Origin of the sequence: Alistipes sp. An66 (assembly GCF_002161445.1) — a bacterium.
GTDB lineage: Bacteria > Bacteroidota > Bacteroidia > Bacteroidales > Rikenellaceae > Alistipes > Alistipes cottocaccae.
In genome coordinates this window covers 105665-122868 of record NZ_NFHT01000005.1, presented here as the reverse complement: position 1 = coordinate 122868, position 17204 = coordinate 105665, and the positions used below count along the sequence as shown (strand labels likewise).

General features: G+C 61.0%; 18 protein-coding genes. 10 read left to right on the top strand and 8 right to left on the bottom strand.

What is annotated here, in order from left to right:
- Positions 1 to 2: 2 nt before the first annotated feature.
- The 3 genes from B5G16_RS05435 to B5G16_RS05425 all read right to left on the bottom strand — a co-directional run bounded on the left by B5G16_RS05435 (position 3) and on the right by B5G16_RS05425 (position 2876).
- Positions 3 to 773, bottom strand: a complete 771-nt coding sequence (locus tag B5G16_RS05435; RefSeq protein WP_087262001.1) for a 3'-5' exonuclease — start codon at positions 771 to 773, stop codon at positions 3 to 5.
- Between the two features lie 11 nt (positions 774 to 784).
- A complete protein-coding gene (gene dnaN, locus B5G16_RS05430) occupies positions 785 to 1909 on the bottom strand; it encodes a DNA polymerase III subunit beta (RefSeq protein ID WP_087261999.1) in 1125 nt (374 codons plus the stop codon).
- A gap of 88 nt (positions 1910 to 1997) precedes the next feature.
- Positions 1998 to 2876, bottom strand: a complete 879-nt coding sequence (locus B5G16_RS05425) for a nucleoside phosphorylase (protein WP_087261997.1) — start codon at positions 2874 to 2876, stop codon at positions 1998 to 2000.
- 115 nt (positions 2877 to 2991) lie between these two features.
- Between B5G16_RS05425 and glmM the strand changes: the two genes are divergently transcribed.
- From glmM to B5G16_RS05405, 4 genes are read left to right on the top strand one after another with little or no spacing between them, the layout of a single operon-like run.
- Positions 2992 to 4383 carry a phosphoglucosamine mutase gene (gene glmM, locus B5G16_RS05420; protein ID WP_087261995.1) on the top strand — a complete coding sequence of 464 codons (1392 nt, stop codon included), beginning with the start codon at positions 2992 to 2994 and terminating at the stop codon, positions 4381 to 4383.
- A 5-nt stretch (positions 4384 to 4388) separates the two neighbouring features.
- Positions 4389 to 4865: a copper resistance protein NlpE gene (locus B5G16_RS05415; RefSeq protein WP_087261993.1), complete on the top strand. Its 477-nt coding sequence runs from the start codon at positions 4389 to 4391 to the stop codon at positions 4863 to 4865.
- Positions 4866 to 4870: 5 nt separating this feature from the next.
- On the top strand, positions 4871 to 6238 hold the full coding sequence (locus B5G16_RS05410; protein WP_087261991.1) for a dipeptidase: 1368 nt from the start codon (positions 4871 to 4873) through the stop codon (positions 6236 to 6238).
- A 4-nt stretch (positions 6239 to 6242) separates the two neighbouring features.
- Positions 6243 to 7025, top strand: coding sequence for an inositol monophosphatase family protein (locus tag B5G16_RS05405; RefSeq protein ID WP_087261989.1), 783 nt, complete (start codon positions 6243 to 6245; stop codon positions 7023 to 7025).
- Between the two features lie 82 nt (positions 7026 to 7107).
- On the opposite strand, the gene B5G16_RS05400 is transcribed toward B5G16_RS05405, so the two are convergent.
- From B5G16_RS05400 to B5G16_RS05390, 3 genes are read right to left on the bottom strand one after another with little or no spacing between them, the layout of a single operon-like run.
- Positions 7108 to 7785, bottom strand: a complete 678-nt coding sequence (locus B5G16_RS05400) for a DUF2461 domain-containing protein (protein ID WP_087262101.1) — start codon at positions 7783 to 7785, stop codon at positions 7108 to 7110.
- Between the two features lie 7 nt (positions 7786 to 7792).
- A complete protein-coding gene (gene glyA, locus B5G16_RS05395) occupies positions 7793 to 9073 on the bottom strand; it encodes a serine hydroxymethyltransferase (RefSeq protein ID WP_087261988.1) in 1281 nt (426 codons plus the stop codon).
- A gap of 12 nt (positions 9074 to 9085) precedes the next feature.
- Positions 9086 to 9727, bottom strand: a complete 642-nt coding sequence (locus B5G16_RS05390) for a TapB family protein (RefSeq protein WP_143260836.1) — start codon at positions 9725 to 9727, stop codon at positions 9086 to 9088.
- Between the two features lie 133 nt (positions 9728 to 9860).
- On the opposite strand from B5G16_RS05390, the gene fabG reads away from it, so the two are divergent.
- From fabG to def, 3 genes are all read left to right on the top strand, one after another.
- On the top strand, positions 9861 to 10607 hold the full coding sequence (fabG, locus tag B5G16_RS05385) for a 3-oxoacyl-[acyl-carrier-protein] reductase (RefSeq protein ID WP_087261984.1): 747 nt from the start codon (positions 9861 to 9863) through the stop codon (positions 10605 to 10607).
- Positions 10608 to 10866: 259 nt separating this feature from the next.
- Positions 10867 to 11748, top strand: a complete 882-nt coding sequence (locus B5G16_RS05380) for a PorV/PorQ family protein (protein WP_087261982.1) — start codon at positions 10867 to 10869, stop codon at positions 11746 to 11748.
- Between the two features lie 48 nt (positions 11749 to 11796).
- On the top strand, positions 11797 to 12408 hold the full coding sequence (def, locus tag B5G16_RS05375; RefSeq protein ID WP_087261981.1) for a peptide deformylase: 612 nt from the start codon (positions 11797 to 11799) through the stop codon (positions 12406 to 12408).
- Between the two features lie 162 nt (positions 12409 to 12570).
- Here def and B5G16_RS05370 read toward each other — a convergent pair whose 3' ends face one another.
- Entirely contained in the window at positions 12571 to 13047 is a 477-nt protein-coding gene (locus B5G16_RS05370) for a low molecular weight protein-tyrosine-phosphatase (protein ID WP_087261979.1), read from the bottom strand.
- A 275-nt stretch (positions 13048 to 13322) separates the two neighbouring features.
- On the opposite strand from B5G16_RS05370, the gene B5G16_RS05365 reads away from it, so the two are divergent.
- Genes B5G16_RS05365 through B5G16_RS05355 form a run of 3 tightly spaced genes read left to right on the top strand, consistent with a single transcriptional unit; the run spans position 13323 to position 16764 of the window.
- The gene (locus tag B5G16_RS05365; RefSeq protein ID WP_087261977.1) at positions 13323 to 13841 is read left to right on the top strand and encodes a hypothetical protein; all 519 of its coding nucleotides are present in this window, start codon (positions 13323 to 13325) and stop codon (positions 13839 to 13841) included.
- A gap of 4 nt (positions 13842 to 13845) precedes the next feature.
- Complete coding sequence (locus tag B5G16_RS05360) at positions 13846 to 15051, top strand: BamA/TamA family outer membrane protein (protein ID WP_087261975.1); 1206 nt, start codon at positions 13846 to 13848, stop codon at positions 15049 to 15051.
- 12 nt (positions 15052 to 15063) lie between these two features.
- Entirely contained in the window at positions 15064 to 16764 is a 1701-nt protein-coding gene (locus B5G16_RS05355) for a phosphoethanolamine transferase (protein WP_087261974.1), read from the top strand.
- An 87-nt stretch (positions 16765 to 16851) separates the two neighbouring features.
- Here B5G16_RS05355 and B5G16_RS05350 read toward each other — a convergent pair whose 3' ends face one another.
- Positions 16852 to 17025, bottom strand: a complete 174-nt coding sequence (locus B5G16_RS05350; RefSeq protein WP_087261971.1) for a histone H1 — start codon at positions 17023 to 17025, stop codon at positions 16852 to 16854.
- Between the last annotated feature and the right edge of the window lie 179 nt (positions 17026 to 17204).

The window sequence follows — 17204 nt, the reverse complement described above, 5'->3', positions numbered from 1 at the left end:
GTCTATTTCTGCATTTTGTCCCGCATCCGGATTTCGGTGATCACCCGCTTCGTGTAGAGCGGGAAGTCGCCGTTCATCATCCATGCGTAGTAGCTCGGCTCGATGCGGAAGATCTCCGCCACGGAGCGCCCCTTGTACTTGCCGAAGCCGAAGACCTCCTCCCCCTTTTCGTTGTAGAGGATTCGTCCGGCGTAGTCGGCCGTTTCGCCGCGGCTCGAAAATTCGGCCAGCTTGTCAACGTCGTTTTCCAGGTCGCCGTAGCGGTCCAGCTGCGCTTGCAGCACCTCGTAGGTCGCACGCGTGTCGGCCGCCGCCGAGTGTGCGTCGTCGAGATCCTTGTCGCAGTAGAACTTGTAGGCCGCCACCAGCGTGCGCTGCTCCTTCTTGTGGAAGATGTTCTGCACGTCCACGAACTTCCGGCGTTTGAGGTCCACATCCACGCCCGCACGCAGAAACTCCTCGACCAGCACCGGAAGGTCGAAGCGGTTCGAATTGAACCCTCCGAAATCGCACCCCCGGATGAACTGTTCGAGCGACTTGGCCACCTGCGCGAACGTCGGGCAATCCTTCACGTCGTCGTCCGTGATGCCGTGCACGGCCGTCGCCTCCGCCGGGATGGGCATACCCGGATTGAGCCGCCGCGTCTTCGTGATCTCCTCGCCGTCGGGCATCACCTTGATCATCGAGATCTCCACGATCCGGTCCCGTGCCGTATCGACTCCCGTGGTTTCCAGGTCGAAGAAGACGATCGGGCGTTTGAGGTTCAGCTTCATGTCGCGAACCCTTATGCGTTGATCATCATCGGCATGAGCAGCATCAGCGTCGAGCTCGTCTGCTTGTCATCGCAAACCGGCTTGAAGACCCCGGCGCGCGTCGAGTCGGCCAGTTCGATCACCACCGTCGGTGTGTCCATGTTCGAGAGAATCTCCACCAGGAACGTCGACTTGAAGCCGATCGAGATGGGCTGCCCGTCATAGCTGCACGAGATCGTCTCGTTGGCCGACACCGAGAAGTCGATGTCCTGTGCCGTGAGGTTGATCCGGTTGTCGGCGATGTCCATGCGGATGAGGTTCGTCGTGGGGTTCGAGCAGACCGCCACGCGCTTGATGCCGTTCACCAGCTCGATGCGGTCCACGAGCACCTTGTTGGGATTGTTCGCCGGGATGACGGCGTTGTAGTTCGGGTAGTTGCCCTCGATCAGGCGGCACACCAGCGTATGGCTTTTGAGCTTGAAGAGCGCGTTTTTCGAGTCGAAAGCCATCTCGATCGCGTCGTCCTCTTTCAGCAGCACCGATTTGAGCAGGTTCGCCGGCTTCTTCGGCAGGATGAACGACGCCGCAACCTCGTTCTCGCTCTCCGATTCGTACTTCACCAGTTTGTGGGCGTCCGTGCCGACGAATGTCAGCGCTCCGGGCGCCAGGTTGATGTAGATGCCGTTCATCACGGGGCGCAGCTCGTCGTCCGCCGTGGCGAAGATCGTCTTGTTGATGCCGTTCACCAGCGTGTCGACATCCATCCGGAGTTCCTTGCGCTCGGCGCTCAACTGCGGCACGGCCGGGTAGCTCACGGCACTCGCCCCGGGAATCGAGAGCGAGCCGCTCTTCCAGTTGATCCGGATCTCCCAGTTCTTGTCGTTGACGTCGATCGTCAGCGGAAGCTCCGGGAACTCCTTCAACGAGTCGAGCATCAGTTTGGCCGGAGCGGCGATCGTACCCTCGCTCTCGACGCTCTCGACGTCGATCTGGCCGACGAGCGTCGTTTCGAGGTCCGACGTCGTAACTTTCAGGGTATTGCCGTTGAGCTCCATGAGGAAGTAATCCAGAATGGGCAGCGTGTTTTTATTACTGATCACCTTGCCGGTCGTCGCCAGAAGCGACAGCAGCGCCGAACTTGATACGGAAAATTTCATAGTTGCTTGTGTAATTTATATATAATGTTCTTGTTCATGTTTCTCTCCGGAAGGAGGGTTTCCCGGCTTCCGAAGCGGGATTCAAAGGTCAGTCCAGCGTCGCCAGCTTGTCGAGCGCCGTGGCGATCATCCGCTTCACGTGGGGTTTATAGTCGGTGTTGGCCTCGTGGGCGATGCGCTGGGCGATGATCGTGCAGATCGTCGCGGCACGGTGGCCCATCAGCGCCGCCAGCCCGGCCAGCGCCGAGCCCTCCATCTCGAAGTTCGTGATGCGGCGGCCTTCGAAATCGAACGACTCGATCTTCTCGTTCAGGTGCACGTCGTGGGGTTCGAGGCGTACCCAGCGGCCCTGCGGAGCGTAGAAGCCCGGAGCGGCGATGGTGATCCCCTCGCGCGTCACGTCGCGGAAGTGTTCGAAAAGACGTGCGTCGGCATTCACGAAGTAGGGGCGCGGCATCTTCTCGTACCATCCCGTATGGCGGACAAAGGCCTCTTCCAGCGCCAGGTCGCAGACCCTGTCGCGGCCCTTGTAGTAGCTCAACAGGCCGTCGAAGCCGCACGACGTGCGCGAGAAGACGAACTCCCCGACGCGGATGTCGGGCTGGATGGCCCCCGAGGTCCCCAACCGCACGAGCGTCAGCTGCCGTTTTTCGGCCTTCTCCTGCCGCGTGGCGAAGTCCACGTTGACCAGTGCGTCGAGCTCCGTGACGCAGATATCGATGTTGCCGATGCCGATGCCCGTCGAGAGCACGGTCATGCGTTTGCCGCGGTAGCTGCCCGTCACGGTCCGGAACTCGCGGTTCGAGACCTCGCACTCCCGCGTGTCGAAATGCTCCGCCACGAGGGCCACACGACCGGGGTCGCCGACCAGAATCACCGTGTCGGCCAGCTGGTCGGGACGCAGGTGAAGGTGAAAAATCGAACCGTCGTCGTTGATAATCAATTCGGAAGCCGGAATCGTCCTCATAAATTGTTGCTTTTAAATTTCCATAATTGGCATAAAAGTAATATATTTACCTCGAATATCAAAACTTCGCCGCGAATTTTTATTCTTGTAAAATACCCATAAAACCTAACGTAACATGACGCTTATCAAATCCATTTCGGGCATCCGCGGAACCATCGGAGGCCCCTCGGGCGAGAACCTCACCCCGCTCGATATCGTGAAATTCACCACGGCCTACACCCGCCTGATCGCAAGCCGCAACCCGGGCAAAAAACTCACCATCGTCATCGGCCGCGACGCCCGCCTCTCGGGCGAACTGGTCATGGACCTGGTCGAGGGTACGCTGCTCGCCTGCGGCGCCGACGTCATCAACGTGGGGCTCTGCACCACGCCCGGAACCGAAATGGCCGTCATCACCCGCAAGGCCGACGGCGGAATCATCCTCACCGCCTCGCACAACCCCCGCCAGTGGAACGCGCTCAAACTCCTGAATGCCCGCGGCGAATTCCTCTCCGATGCCGAAGGGAAACAGGTGTTGGCCCTGGCCGAGGACGAATCCTTCGAATACCCCGCAATCGACGGAATCGGGCATGTCATCGCCCGCGAGGATTTCAACGACGAGCACATCCGTCAGGTGCTGGCCCTGCCCCTCGTGGACGCCGAGGCCGTGCGCAAGCGCCATTTCAAGGTCGTCATCGACGCCGTGAACTCCGTGGGCGGCATCGTCATGCCGAAGCTCCTGCGCGAACTGGGCTGCGAGGTCGTCGAACTCAACTGCGACCCCACGGGCGAATTCGCCCACAACCCCGAACCCCTGCCGCAGAACCTTACGGAGATCTCGGAGGTCATCGTCCGCGAAAAGGCCGATCTGGGCGTCGTGGTCGATCCCGATGTCGACCGGCTGGCCTTCGTCTCGGAGGACGGCTCGATGTTCGTCGAGGAGTACACGCTCGTAGCCGTGGCCGACTACATCCTCTCGCAGAACCCCGGCGGCGTGACCGTCTCGAATCTCTCCTCGTCGCGCGCCCTGCGCGACGTCACGGAGCGTCACGGCGGCAAATATTACGCCTCGGCCGTGGGTGAGGTCAACGTCACCACCAAGATGAAGGAGGTCGGCGCCGTGATCGGCGGCGAAGGAAACGGCGGGGTCATCTACCCCGGACTCCACTACGGCCGCGACGCCCTGGTCGGCACGGCACTCTTCCTGACGTGGCTCGCCAGGAAGGGCATGACCATGACCCAGCTGCGCGCAACCTATCCGGCATACTACGCCTCGAAGAACAAGATCGAGCTGACGCCGGCCATCGACGTGGATAAAGTACTGCGTGAGGTAAAGGCCCGCTATGCCAATGAGAACGTGAACGATATAGACGGCGTGAAGATCGACTTCCCGGAGAACTGGGTACACCTCCGCAAGTCGAATACCGAGCCGATCATCCGCGTCTACACCGAGGCCAAGTCGATGGAGGAGGCCGACGCGCTGGCAGAGCGTTTCATCGCCGAGATCAAGGCCATCTGCAACCTTTGACCGCCATGAGAAGATACCTGTTGATCCTTTCCGCCGCAGGGCTGCTGGCCGCCTGCGGCGGAAACGGCCGCAGGCAGGCTCCCGGGACCGGAGAGGGTGCCGGTGCGGTGAAATCCCAAACGGTCGGAGCGGCTGAAATCGCCGGGACCGCCCCCGACATGCACACGGCCGAGACGTCGCTCGACTACCTCGGCACGTACGAAGGTACGCTGCCCGCGGCCGACTGTCCGGGCATCGAGACCACCCTTGTGCTTGCAGCCGACGGCTCCTATACCCTGCACATGGTCTATCTTGAACGTGAGGCGGCATTCGACGAAAAGGGCACGTTCCGGGTCGAGGGCAACCTGCTGACGCTCGTGCCCTCCGACGGCGAACAGCCCGCGTATTACAAGGTCGAGGAGAACCGCCTGCGCCACCTCAATGCCGACCGACAGCCGGTCACCGGCGAACTGGCCGAATATTACGTCTTGCAGAAAAAATAGTTGGAATGGATAAGGTAAAGATTTATATAAACGACAATAAAGAGCGTTTTATCAATGAGTTGTTCGATCTGCTGCGCATCCCGTCGATCAGCGCCCAGTCGGAGCATAAACCCGACATGCAGCGCTGCGCCGAGTTCCTCGCCGCTGCACTGGTCAAGGCCGGCGCCGACCGTGCCGAGGTGATGCCCACGGCCGGGAATCCGGTGGTCTATGCCGAGAAGATCGTCGATCCGAAGGCCAAAACCGTGCTGGTCTACGGCCACTACGACGTGATGCCGGTCGATCCGCGCGGAGAGTGGCACACCGATCCGTTCGAGCCCGTCATCCGCGACGGCCGCATCTGGTGCCGCGGCGCCGACGACGACAAGGGACAGCTGTGGATGCACGCCAAAGCCTTCGAGGCGATGTGCGCCACCGATTCGCTGCCCTGCAACGTGAAGTTCATGCTCGAAGGCGAGGAGGAGATCGGCTCGGCCAGCCTCTACGACTTCTGCCGCGAACACAAGAAACTGTTGAAGGCCGACATCATCCTCGTCTCGGACACCTCGATGCTCTCGATGCAGACCCCCTCGATCACCTGCGGGCTGCGCGGACTGGCCTACATGGAGGTCGAGGTCACGGGACCCGACAAGGACCTCCATTCGGGGCTGTTCGGCGGCGCCGTGGCCAATCCGGCCAACGTCCTGACGCGGCTGGTCGCCGGTCTGATCGACGGGAACGGCCGCGTGACGATCCCCGGTTTCTACGACGATGTGCGCGAGTTGACGCCCGCCGAACGCAGGGCCTTCAACCGGGCGCCGTTCAGTCTCGCCGAATATAAAAGGTCGTTGAAGATCGGCGATGTCGAGGGCGAGGCCGGCTACACCACGCTCGAACGCACCGGCGTGCGTCCGTCGCTCGACGTCAACGGAATCTGGGGCGGATACATCGGCGAGGGAACCAAGACCGTCATCCCGTCGAAGGCCTCGGCCAAGATCTCCATGCGTCTCGTCCCGAATCAGGACTACCGCAAGATCTCGAAGCTCTTCGAACGCCATTTCCGGCAGATCGCGCCCAGGAGCGTCAAGGTCGTCGTGAAGTCGCTGCACGGCGGCATGCCCTACGTCGCACCGACCGACATGCCCGCCTACAAGGCCGCCGAAAAGGCCATCGCGGAGACCTTCGGCAAGAAACCCCTGCCGTTCTACTCCGGAGGGTCGATTCCCATTATCAGCGGTTTCGAGGCGATTCTCGGCATCAAGTCCCTGCTGATCGGTTTCGGGCTCGCCGAAGATGCCATCCACTCCCCCAACGAGAGCTTCGGACTCGAACAGTTCGAACGCGGCGTGGAGACCATTCCGTTATTCTACAAGTATTTCGCCGAAAGCCGCTGACGCCATGTACGGGGAGTTGCTGGATTTTGCCGTGACGCTGGCCCGCGAGGCCGGGGCCGTTCAGCTTGATGCGTTCCGAAGCGGCGACCTCGGGGTGCAGACCAAGTCCAACGTCTATGACGTGGTGACCCGTATCGACAAGGAGTGCGAAGCGTTGATCGGTCGCCGCATCGCGGAGCGTTTCCCGGACCACGCCTTGTTAGGCGAGGAGGACGGGGAACGCGGCAAGGCCGGAAGCGACTGGCGCTGGGTGGTCGACCCGCTGGACGGGACGACCAATTACAGCCAGGGGCTGCCCGTCTTCGCCGTCTCGATCGCCCTGCAACACCGGGGCGAAACGGTCGTCGGCGTGGTTTATGCACCCTGTCCGGACGAATTGTACACGGCTGTCAAGGGCGGCGGGGCGTGGCTCGCGGAGCGCGGGAAGGAGCCCAGGAGGATCCGGGTCGCCCGGAAGGAGAGTCTGGCTTCGGCGGTCCTTGCCACGGGATTCCCCTACGACAAGGATCTCAATCCGGACAACAACCTCGACAATGTCGGCCGGCTGCTGCCCCGCATCCGCGGTTTGCGCCGCATGGGATCGGCAGCCTACGACCTCTGTGCCGTGGCGGCCGGGTGGATCGACGGTTACTGGGAACTTGCCCTGCACGAGTGGGACGTCTGCGCCGGAGCGTTGATCGTCGCGGAGGCCGGAGGCGTCGTCAAGCCGTTACGCACGGACCGCGGCATATCGCTCCTCGCCGGACCCTCCGAGCTGGTCGCCGAGATGCGACGGTACGTCCGGTGACGGCATGGGCGGCAGCGAATGAAGAAGAGAGACGGTCCGTATGGATCGTCTCTCTTCTTTTCCCGACCTCCGGAAACGGAGGTCACATCTCCTCGCAGGCGTACCGGATCGCCCGGTTCAGCTGGTCGAGGAAGGGTTTCGTATGGCGGAACTCCTCCACCAGGCGCTCCGGAAGGCCGTCGGACAGGACAAACTCCTCCGAAACCCTCTTTTCCAGGCAATAGTCCTTCTGTTTGAGCAGGTCGGCATGTTCGCTCTCCGCCGGGAAGCCCGTCGGGACCCGTTTCAGACGGTTCGTCGTGTCGAGCCGGAAGCCGCGGGCCCGGCGGATCGACTCCGTCAGCTCATCTCCGTGGTCCAGCACCTCCTCGCGGATCGAACGCAGCACCGCCGGCTCGATGCAGACCGCCCCGGCAGCCAGCAGGTGGTTGCCCAGAAGGCCGTCGCCCACGGGTTCGACGTGGAAGTAGTAGCCCGCATAGCCCGACTTCTTGCCATGCGGCGCGATGAACGTCCCGAGCCAGCTCTTGTAGGGGCGTTTGTCCGCCGAAAAGCGCGTGTCGCGGGCAATGCGGTAGGTGCAGTCCTGCGGACGAAGGCCCCGGACCGAAGGATCGAACGAGGCGACGCCCTCGATCAGTTCCGCCGTGAAGTCCGCCCACAGGCCCTTGACATGCGTCCACTCCGCCCGGTGGGCGTCGAACCACTCGCGGTCGTTGTTGTCGGACAACCGGCGCAGGAAATCGAGCACCTCCTCCATACGCATCCTACCAGGCAAAAAGCGGATAGTTCGCCATCAGCGCGTTCACGTCCCGGCGAACGGCGGCGATGTTCTCCTCGTTCTCCGGATCGTTCAGAACCCGGTCGATCAGTCCGACGATGTAGTCCATCTGCTCCTCTTTCAGACCGCGCGTCGTGATGGCCGGCGTACCGAAGCGGAGACCCGACGTCTGGAACGGCGAGCGCGTGTCGAACGGAACCATGTTCTTGTTCGTCGTGATGTCGGCGGCCACGAGGCACTTCTCGGCCAGCTTGCCCGTCAGCTCGGGGAACTTCGTCCGCAGGTCGACCAGCATCAGGTGGTTGTCCGTACCGCCCGAAACGATCTTGTACCCGCGTTTCGTGAAGGCGGCAGCCATGGCGGCGGCGTTCTTCTGGACCTGACGCTGGTACTCCCTGTATTCGGGTTGCAGCGCCTCGCCGAACGCAACGGCCTTCGCGGCGATCACGTGTTCCAGCGGTCCGCCCTGGATGCCCGGGAAGACGGCCGAATTGAGGATCTGCGACATCATCTTCACCGCACCCTTCGGCGTCGTCTGTCCCCACGGGTTCTCGAAGTCCTTACCCATGAGGATGATGCCGCCGCGCGGCCCGCGCAGCGTCTTGTGCGTCGTCGAGGTGACGATGTGGGCGTATTTAACCGGGTTTTCGAGCAGCCCCGCGGCGATCAGTCCCGCCGTGTGCGCCATGTCGACCATCAGCAGCGCGCCCACCTTGTCGGCGATCTCGCGCATGCGCTTGTAGTCCCACTCGCGCGAGTAGGCCGAAGCGCCGCCGACGATCAGCTTCGGACGGCATTCCAGCGCCTTGCGCTCCATGGCGTCGTAGTCGATCCGGCCCGTCGCCTCGTCGAGCTGGTACCCCACGGCCTTGAAGTACTTGCCCGACATGTTCACCGGCGAACCGTGCGAAAGGTGGCCTCCGTGTGCGAGGTCAAGACCCATGAAGGTGTCGCCCGGCTGCATGCACGCGAAGAAAACCGCCATGTTGGCCTGTGCCCCCGAGTGCGGCTGCACGTTGGCCCACTCCGCACCGTAGAGTTCGCAGATCCGCTCGATGGCGAGACGCTCCACCTTGTCCACCACCTCGCAGCCGCCGTAGTAACGCGCCGCGGGATAGCCCTCCGCATATTTGTTCGTGAGCACCGAGCCCATGGCCTCCATCACCTCTTCGCTGACGAAGTTCTCCGAGGCGATCAGCTCGATGCCGTGCATCTGACGGCTGCGCTCCTCGGCAATCAATTCGAAAATCCGGGAATCTCTTTTCATCTTTTATCTGGGTTATTGAATGATTTTTTGCAGTTCCGTGACGCCGGCCATATCCCCGAAGAGCGGAATCTCCTGACGCACAACTCCGATGCCGGGAACCAGCCACTGCGTCATGCGGCTCTCCACCGAAGAGTCCCCCATCGTCGTGGTCGTGCGGTATTCGATGCGCACGGCCTCGAACTTCCCGGCCGGGGTCTTGATCCGCTCCCGCCCGACCACACGCACGCGGTCCGAAACAACGGATACCGTGGAGCGCTCACCCTCCTTCCACCCCGAGAGCGTGAATCCGAAGCCCGGGAACTCGTCGCCGGGCGTCATCGTCGCGGGCAGGCTCTGGTTCCGCGTCGTGAACTCGATATCCTCCACCTGCATCGTGCGGAGCAGTTCGTACATCGGCTCCGGGGCCTCGATGTGCAGGACCGTAGAATCGGGATGGACCGTCCAGCGTTCGACGACCGGAAGCCCCTCCCGGGTATAGGTGAGAAGGATTTCGCCCTCGTCGCCCGTCGTGACGAGCTTGTCCAGCGTGCCTGTCGCACTCCCGCCGACCGACTCCTCGTAGATCAGTCGCGTCCCGTCGGCGGTGCAGATCCACGGCTCGGCGGCCGTCGCGGCGGCGGAAACCAGCAATGAGAGTAAAACAAGGCTTTTCATCGTGCAGGCATGCTTTCCGGCGGGTAAAGATAAGCAAAATTGCCGAATTTCGCGCCCCGCGCGTGCTTTTAAGATATTTTTCCTATCTTTGTGCCGGAAATTTGGCAGATATTACCTTAAAAATAGTCAGATTATGAAACTGCTCGAAGGAAAAGTGGCTGTCGTAACCGGTGCCGCACGCGGTATCGGAAAGGCCATCGCTCTGAAATTCGCTTCGGAAGGCGCCGATGTCGCCTTCACCGACCTGGTGATCGACGATAACGGAAAGGCTACCGAGGCCGAAATCGCCGCCCTGGGCGTCAAGGCAAAAGGTTATGCCTCGAATGCCGCAAACTTCGAAGAGACCCATCAGGTCATCGATCAGATCATGAAGGATTTCGGCCGCATCGACATCCTCGTCAACAACGCCGGAATCACCAAGGACGGACTCATGATGCGCATGTCCGAGGCACAGTGGGACGCCGTGCTCACCGTAAACCTCAAATCCGCATTCAACTTCATCCACGCCGTCACGCCGGTCATGGCCCGGCAGAAGAGCGGATCGATCATCAACATGTCGTCGGTGGTCGGTGTCAGCGGAAACGCCGGTCAGTGCAACTACTCCGCGTCGAAGGCCGGCATGATCGGCCTGGCCAAGTCCATCGCCAAGGAGATGGGACCCCGCGGAATCCGCGCCAACTGCATCGCCCCCGGATTCATCATCACCGACATGACCGACAAGCTCCCCGACTCGGTCAAGGAGGAGTGGTACAAGCAGATCCCCCTGCGCCGCGGCGGTACGCCCGAGGATGTCGCCAAAGTGGCTCTGTTCCTCGCGTCGGACCTCTCGTCGTATGTCAGCGGTCAGGTGATCCACTGCTGCGGTGCCATGAACTGCTAAATCGCTCCCCGGGCCCGAGGTCCCGAGCCGCGAACGCGAACAGGCCGTCTCCGGATGCAGGAGGCGGCCTTCTTCATACAGGGGGGGGGAAATCCCGGAAATGAGACCCTTTCGAGACCGCCCGATGCAAAAAATCCCGGAGGGTTTGCAGTTTTGGGCCCGATTTATATATATTTGCAAAAACAGGAGGCGGGTCGTCCCGGCCGAACCCGAAAGGTCCGTTTGCCGCTGCGACCGCCGCTCCGTATAATTTGCATTCATGAAACCGATCGTTGTTCTGTTGGCCGCCGCGGCCATGACCCCAGGAATCGCCGCCGCACAGGAGGCGACGCTCCCGACCCCCGATGCAAAGGTCCTCGGGATGGGAGGCGTGACGATGACCACGCTGTCCAGTTCGCACGTCATCTACAACAACTCCGCCTTCGCAGCCTTCTCGCGCTCGCCCCTCCACCTCTCCTCCTCCTACTACGGACAGAGCGATTTCGACTACTATGCCGTCTCGGGCGCATACCACATCACGTCGACAGGAACCGTACAGGCCGGATGGAGGCAGTATCTCCGCGAACGCGGGAACAACGACATGGCCGTCGACCTCGGCTACACGCACCGGATCAACGAAAAATGGGCCGTGGGAATCGTCGCACGGTATCTCCACCTGCAACGTCCCGATGCGTCGGCCGATGCCCTGGCCGCCGATTTGAGCGTCGCCTGTCAGCTGCCGCTCGAAAACGTCGGGTCGTTCTCCCTGCTGCGCATCGGCGCCAAACTGGCCAACCTCGGCGCCTACCTCGACAAGACGGATTACAGCATGCCCGTCGACCTCACGGCCGGCGTCGCACTCGATACCTTCCTCACCGACGCCCACGAAATCACCGTCGGTGCCGACTGGGGATACTATTTCCTGCCGAAAGAGGTCCGCGGGTTCCAGATGTCCGTCGGCGCCGAATACAACCTCATGCAGCTCGTGCAGTTCCGCGGCGGATACCACTTCGGGGAACGGCGTTACTACTACCCCAGCTACTGGTCGGCTGGTGTCGGCGTGCGGTTCCTCCATCTGCGGCTCGATTTCGCCTATCTCTTCGCCGCGAAGGATACGCCGTTGCGAAACACGTACAGCATCAGCTTCGGATTCGACTTCTGATCGCGGAGGAGACGGGTGATGAAAGGCATGACGAAGAGAAGGAGAGGAATGATTGCGGCAAGGATGCTGTTTGCCGGGGCCTTGCTGGCCCTGCTGCCGGGATGCTCGGCGGATTTCTCCCGCGAGGAGCGGCGGGTGATCGCCGCCGGGGAGGGGCCGATGCGGGTGTTGATCCTCGGAAACGGGGAGGATGAAGCGGTGTTGCGGTCGACGAGCCGCCCCGTAAACGGCGGAATGCTGCGCGGGAAGACGTATGCCACGCTGCGCCGACGCATGCTGGCCACCGTGCGGAATCCCGAAAACGAAGGCGTCGGAATCGCCGCCCCGCAGGTGGGGGTCCTGCGGCGGATCATTGCCGTACAGCGTTTCGACAAAGCGGGCGAGCCCTTCGAATTCTTCCTGAATCCCGAAATCATCGGCGTGAGCGGCGAAAAGCAGGCGGGCCGGGAGGGTTGTCTCTCGGTTCCGGACCGATATGGGGATGTGGAGCGCTGGCAGCAGATCCGGGTCCGCTACATCGACGAAGACGGCGAACCCCGGGAAGAGGAGATCGCCGGGTTCACGGCCGTGATTTTCCAGCACGAACTGGATCATCTGGACGGAATTCTCTATGTGGACCGGCTCGCCGCGGAACAGGGGTCCGGAGAAGCCGGGGCGTAAGACGGGGCCAAAGCATCGGGGCGGAACGGAGGAGGGAGGCCAAGACGCAAGGCGGGGCCGGAGCATCGGGGCGGCACGGAAAGCCGGAACGCAAGGCGGCTTCGGAGTGTCGGAGCGGAACGGAGGTACCGGAGTTCACACCGCATCAGGCCGGACGGGCGGTCACTCGTCCGGTGTCAGGCTCGCAAGGATCCCCTCGCAACCGTCTTCCAGCATATCCAGCACCAGTTCGAAACCTTCGTGACCTTCATAATAGGGGTCGGGGACATACGTCCGATCCGGATGCCGGCGGCAGAACTCCGTCATGCGGAAGATCCGGCGCGACGCCTCCCGCGAGGGGGCCAGGCGGTGGAGCGTCTCATAGTTCATGTCGTCCATCGCGATGATCCGGTCGAAGCGTTCGAAATCCTCCTCCCGGACCTGACGCGCCCGGTGGGTCAGCGCATAGCCGCGCCGCGAAGCCGCACTCCGCATCCGCGGATCGGGCAGTTCGCCCCGATGTCCGCCGTAGGTCCCCGCCGAATCCACCTCGATCCGCTCCGAAAGTCCCGAAAGCCCGGCCTTCGCTCGCAAAATGCCCTCGGCGGCCGGGGAGCGGCAGATGTTGCCCAAACAGACAAACAGTATACGTGTTTTCATCGCCCCAAAGATACACTTTGCCGGACTCCGTACCAAATTTCATCCGGAGAATTTCCGGACAAAATTCCGGAACGCATTTTGCATGGCAGGCCGGCATGGAAAAACTCGCCGGCAAAATTAGGGCATCCGCCGGAGAGGACCCGACCTCCGGAACAGTTTCCTTCCGATCGAAAAAAATGACGATTAGAACAATAATATAGGCTCCGAAGGCCCCTATGTTCAGAGAATTTGTCGTACCTTTGCCCCTGATTTTCGAAAAAACAGAGAATAAACCTATGAAAACGAAAATGATTGCGATGCTGATCGCCGGCACACTGACGCTGTCGACGGCCGCAGCCCAGGAACTCCCCCGGAAAATCCGGAATGTCGAGCTGCTCGATCTGGACGGGAATCCGACGAAACTGCCCTGCTTCGGAGAAAAGAACCTCATGATATTCTATGTCGACCCCGATCGCCACAAACAGAACGAAGAGTTTACCTTCGATCTCGAAAAAAACCACCGCGCACAGGGCGACAACATCTACGGTTTCGGCATCATGAACCTCAAGGACGCCCCCATGATCCCCAACGGAATGGCCCGCGCCATGGCCAAAAAACGAACCGAAAAGAACGGCGCCACGGTCCTCGCCGATCAGGAACGCACACTCTCTTCGGCCTGGGGCCTCGGTGACTGCAACAATCAGTTCGTGCTGATGATCGTCTCGAAAGAGGGTGAACTCGTCTTCCTGCGCAAGGGCGTCTTGTCCGAGGCCGACAAAGAGGCCTTCTACGAAACGATTGACAAGTACCGGTAAGCGAATGTCCCGCCGATTCGTCCTGTCATCTCTCCTCCTCCTTACGGCATTGGGCGCTGTCTCCCCAGGTTTCGCCCAGAAAGCCGACACCCTCGTCTCCGACCGGGATACGATCCGCTATACCTACACCCCGCTCCAACAGTCCGAAGCTCCGAAGAAAAACTTTTTCAGACGCATCGTGGACTATTTCGGGGAGTCGACCGTAGACCGCACCTTCGAAAAAAAAATCGACTTCACCTTCGCCGGAGGCCCCAGTTACTCGAAAAACACAAACTTCGGTATCGGAGTCCTCGCCGCCGGACTCTATCGCATCGACCGGACCGATTCGGTGACCGTGCCCTCCGACGTCTCGATCTTCGCAAACGTCTCCGTGTCGGGGTTCTACTCCGTCGGAATCTCCGGCAACAACATCTTCACGGGAAACAAACAGCGGATCTCCTATACGGCGATGTTCTCCTCCGCACCCCGCGACTTCTGGGGTATCGGCTACCGGAACGGACGCTACAACAAGGTGAGCACCTATTCCGAAAAACGAATCCAGATCGACGCCAGCTACCTGCGTGAGATCCTCCCCCACACCTACCTCGGAGGTGTCGCCAGCTTCGATTACGCGAGAGGTATCAAATTCTCGGAACCGAGCTACCTCGAAGGAGAACGGACCCAATATACGGCAACCGGAATCGGCATCGTCGCCGAGTACGACAGCCGGGACTTCATCCCCAATCCCTTCCGGGGCATCTACGTCAGCTTCCGCGAAACCGTCTACCCCAAGGCTCTCGGAAACTGCGGACAGACGCTCTGGCGGACCACCTTCACCGCGGATTTCTACCTGCCGGTCTGGAAAAACGCCGTCCTCGCCGCCGACCTCTACGGCGTCTTTAACTCCGACGGAGCTCCCTGGACCATGCTCGCCCGCATGGGCGACAACCAGCGCATGCGCGGATACTACCTCGGGCAGTACACCGACAACTGCATGATCACCTTCCAGACCGAACTGCGGCAACGCATCTGGCGTCGTATCGGCGGAGTCGTCTGGGGCGGGGCCGGAAACGTATTCCCGGCTTTCGACCGTTTCCGCTGGGACGAAACCCTCCCCAACTACGGCATCGGACTCCGATGGGAACTCAAAAAGCGCGTCAACGTACGTCTCGACTACGGCTTCGGCAAGAAGACCAGCGGCTTCCTGCTCAACATCAACGAAGCTTTTTAAGCCCGATCTGTCATGAGTGCCGATAAAAAAACAAGAAGCGTCAAAACCCGAAGCCGGTTCACCACGCTGCTGACCGTCTATTTCTTCGTCGCACTGATCATCCCCAACTGCGTCCTGGCAAACACCGAAGGATACTCGATCTGGTCGACCGAGGCGCTGATCCTCCTCCCGCTGGGATTCTACATGATGTGGAGCGTCGCCCTGCGGCGATCCGGCGTCATGATCTGGCTCGGGGTCCCGTTCATCTTCTTCTGCGCCTTCCAGATCGTGCTGCTCTACCTGTTCGGGAACTCGATCATCGCCACCGACATGTTCACGAACCTCCTGACGACGAACCCCGGCGAAGCCGGCGAACTCCTCGGGAACATATACCCCTCGGTCGTCCTCGTCTGCGCGATCTACCTCCCGCTGCTCTGGCTCGCGGCCCGCGAAATCGCTCACAAACGCTACATCACCCGGACCACCCGCATGAGCATCGGCCTGACCGGAGCCGCACTCTTCTCCGTCGGTCTGCTGGCTCTCTGGCCCGCCTACCACGTCAGCGAGGAGCGGCATGTCCTGCGCGACGAGATCTTCCCGCTGAACGTCGTCTACAACCTCGGATTGAGCGGCTCGGAATTCCGCAAGTCCTACAACTTCGAGAAAACCTCGCGCGATTTCACCTTCGAAGCCCATCGCTCGGCAGAGGCTCCCGGACGCGAAATCTACGTCTACATCATCGGCGAGGCGGCCCGCGCCATGAACTGGCAGCTCTATGGCTACAACCGCGAAACCAACCCCCGACTGGCCGAAGTCGACGATCTGGTCGTATTCCGCAACATGCTGACGCAGAGCAATACGACCCACAAGAGCGTGCCGCTGATCCTCTCGTCGGTGGCCACCGGCGAACACGAGGAGCTCTACCGCCGGAAGGGACTCCCGGCCCTCTTCAACGAAGCCGGGTTCGAGACCTGGTTCATCTCCAACCAGTCGCGGCAGGGCGCCATGATCGACCATCTGGCCCACGACGCCAAACACCTCGTATACATCCGCTCCCCGCGCCGCGACATGCAGCTGCTCGACGAAATGCGCCGGGTGATCGAACGCAGCGACAAACGCAAGTTCCTCTTCATCCTCCACTGCTACGGGTCGCATTTCAGCTACCACCAGCGCTATCCCCGGGAGTTCGCCCGCTTCCTCCCCGATGACGACGTGGCGATCGCACCCCAGCACCGGGAGATGCTCGTCAACGCCTACGACAACTCGATCCTCTACACGGATCATTTCCTGGCCGAGACCATCGGGTATCTGCAATCGCTGAACGGAACCGCCTCGGCGCTGCTCTACTGCGCCGACCACGGGGAGGATCTGATCGACGACCGGCGGGAGCGATTCCTGCACGCCTCCCCGACCACTACGGCCTATCAGCTCCATGTGGCATCGCTGGCATGGTTCTCCGAAGAGTACCGCCGGCTGTTCCCCGAAAAGACCGCAGCGGCGGCGGCCAACGGCTCCGCACCCGCCACGACGCATGCCCTGTTCCACACGATGGCCGACATGGCGTCGATCCGGGGACGGCACCTCTCGACGAAAGTCTCGCTCGTCAGCCCCGATTACGACCGGACGACACCCCGTTACTATCTGAACGACCACAACGAAGCGGTCCCTTATCCCAAAACGGGCCTCAAAGAGGAGGATTACGAGGTATTCCGTCGTTACGGCATCGAGTTTTAAGCCGGGGACGGAAGAATCAGCAGAAGACAAAATGACAGAGCCGCCTCCCCTCCCGGGAAGCGGCTCCTGTTTCGAATCGAATCCGAACTATTTCGCAGCCTCTACGGAAACCTTGCGGAACTCCTTCATCAGCTTCGAAAGTTCCAGAGCCGACTTGCGGGCACGCGTGCCGGCTGCCTTGTTGTTCTTCTCAACCTGTGCGGCAGCGTTGGCTGCGAATACCTCGAATTCAGCATTGATTTTTTCTACTAACTCTTTCATGGTTTTGTGAATTTAAAAAATAATTGGAGTTTTTGGGTTGTTATCATCGCAAAGATATAAAAATATTCTAAATAACGTTGTCAGGAGGCCAAAAAACGCGTTTTTTTACACGAAAAATGTAACTTTTCGGGGATCGGATTCCACATTTCGGGGCCCGCTGCCGCAAAAACGATTCCGAA

What these genes read in the sequence shown, in the direction of transcription:
- B5G16_RS05415 (WP_087261993.1), top strand. Translation starts at nt 4,389, where the DNA reads ATGAGAAGATACCTGTTGATCCTTTCCGCCGCAGGGCTGCTGGCCGCC.
- B5G16_RS05425 (WP_087261997.1), bottom strand. Translation starts at nt 2,876, where the DNA reads ATGAGGACGATTCCGGCTTCCGAATTGATTATCAACGACGACGGTTCG.
- B5G16_RS05435 (WP_087262001.1), bottom strand. Translation starts at nt 773, where the DNA reads ATGAAGCTGAACCTCAAACGCCCGATCGTCTTCTTCGACCTGGAAACC.
- dnaN (WP_087261999.1), bottom strand. Translation starts at nt 1,909, where the DNA reads ATGAAATTTTCCGTATCAAGTTCGGCGCTGCTGTCGCTTCTGGCGACG.
- B5G16_RS05410 (WP_087261991.1), top strand. Translation starts at nt 4,871, where the DNA reads ATGGATAAGGTAAAGATTTATATAAACGACAATAAAGAGCGTTTTATC.
- B5G16_RS05405 (WP_087261989.1), top strand. Translation starts at nt 6,243, where the DNA reads ATGTACGGGGAGTTGCTGGATTTTGCCGTGACGCTGGCCCGCGAGGCC.
- B5G16_RS05355 (WP_087261974.1), top strand. Translation starts at nt 15,064, where the DNA reads ATGAGTGCCGATAAAAAAACAAGAAGCGTCAAAACCCGAAGCCGGTTC.
- glyA (WP_087261988.1), bottom strand. Translation starts at nt 9,073, where the DNA reads ATGAAAAGAGATTCCCGGATTTTCGAATTGATTGCCGAGGAGCGCAGC.
- glmM (WP_087261995.1), top strand. Translation starts at nt 2,992, where the DNA reads ATGACGCTTATCAAATCCATTTCGGGCATCCGCGGAACCATCGGAGGC.
- B5G16_RS05365 (WP_087261977.1), top strand. Translation starts at nt 13,323, where the DNA reads ATGAAAACGAAAATGATTGCGATGCTGATCGCCGGCACACTGACGCTG.
- B5G16_RS05390 (WP_143260836.1), bottom strand. Translation starts at nt 9,727, where the DNA reads ATGAAAAGCCTTGTTTTACTCTCATTGCTGGTTTCCGCCGCCGCGACG.
- B5G16_RS05380 (WP_087261982.1), top strand. Translation starts at nt 10,867, where the DNA reads ATGAAACCGATCGTTGTTCTGTTGGCCGCCGCGGCCATGACCCCAGGA.
- fabG (WP_087261984.1), top strand. Translation starts at nt 9,861, where the DNA reads ATGAAACTGCTCGAAGGAAAAGTGGCTGTCGTAACCGGTGCCGCACGC.
- B5G16_RS05370 (WP_087261979.1), bottom strand. Translation starts at nt 13,047, where the DNA reads ATGAAAACACGTATACTGTTTGTCTGTTTGGGCAACATCTGCCGCTCC.
- B5G16_RS05400 (WP_087262101.1), bottom strand. Translation starts at nt 7,785, where the DNA reads ATGGAGGAGGTGCTCGATTTCCTGCGCCGGTTGTCCGACAACAACGAC.
- def (WP_087261981.1), top strand. Translation starts at nt 11,797, where the DNA reads ATGATTGCGGCAAGGATGCTGTTTGCCGGGGCCTTGCTGGCCCTGCTG.
- B5G16_RS05350 (WP_087261971.1), bottom strand. Translation starts at nt 17,025, where the DNA reads ATGAAAGAGTTAGTAGAAAAAATCAATGCTGAATTCGAGGTATTCGCA.
- B5G16_RS05360 (WP_087261975.1), top strand. Translation starts at nt 13,846, where the DNA reads ATGTCCCGCCGATTCGTCCTGTCATCTCTCCTCCTCCTTACGGCATTG.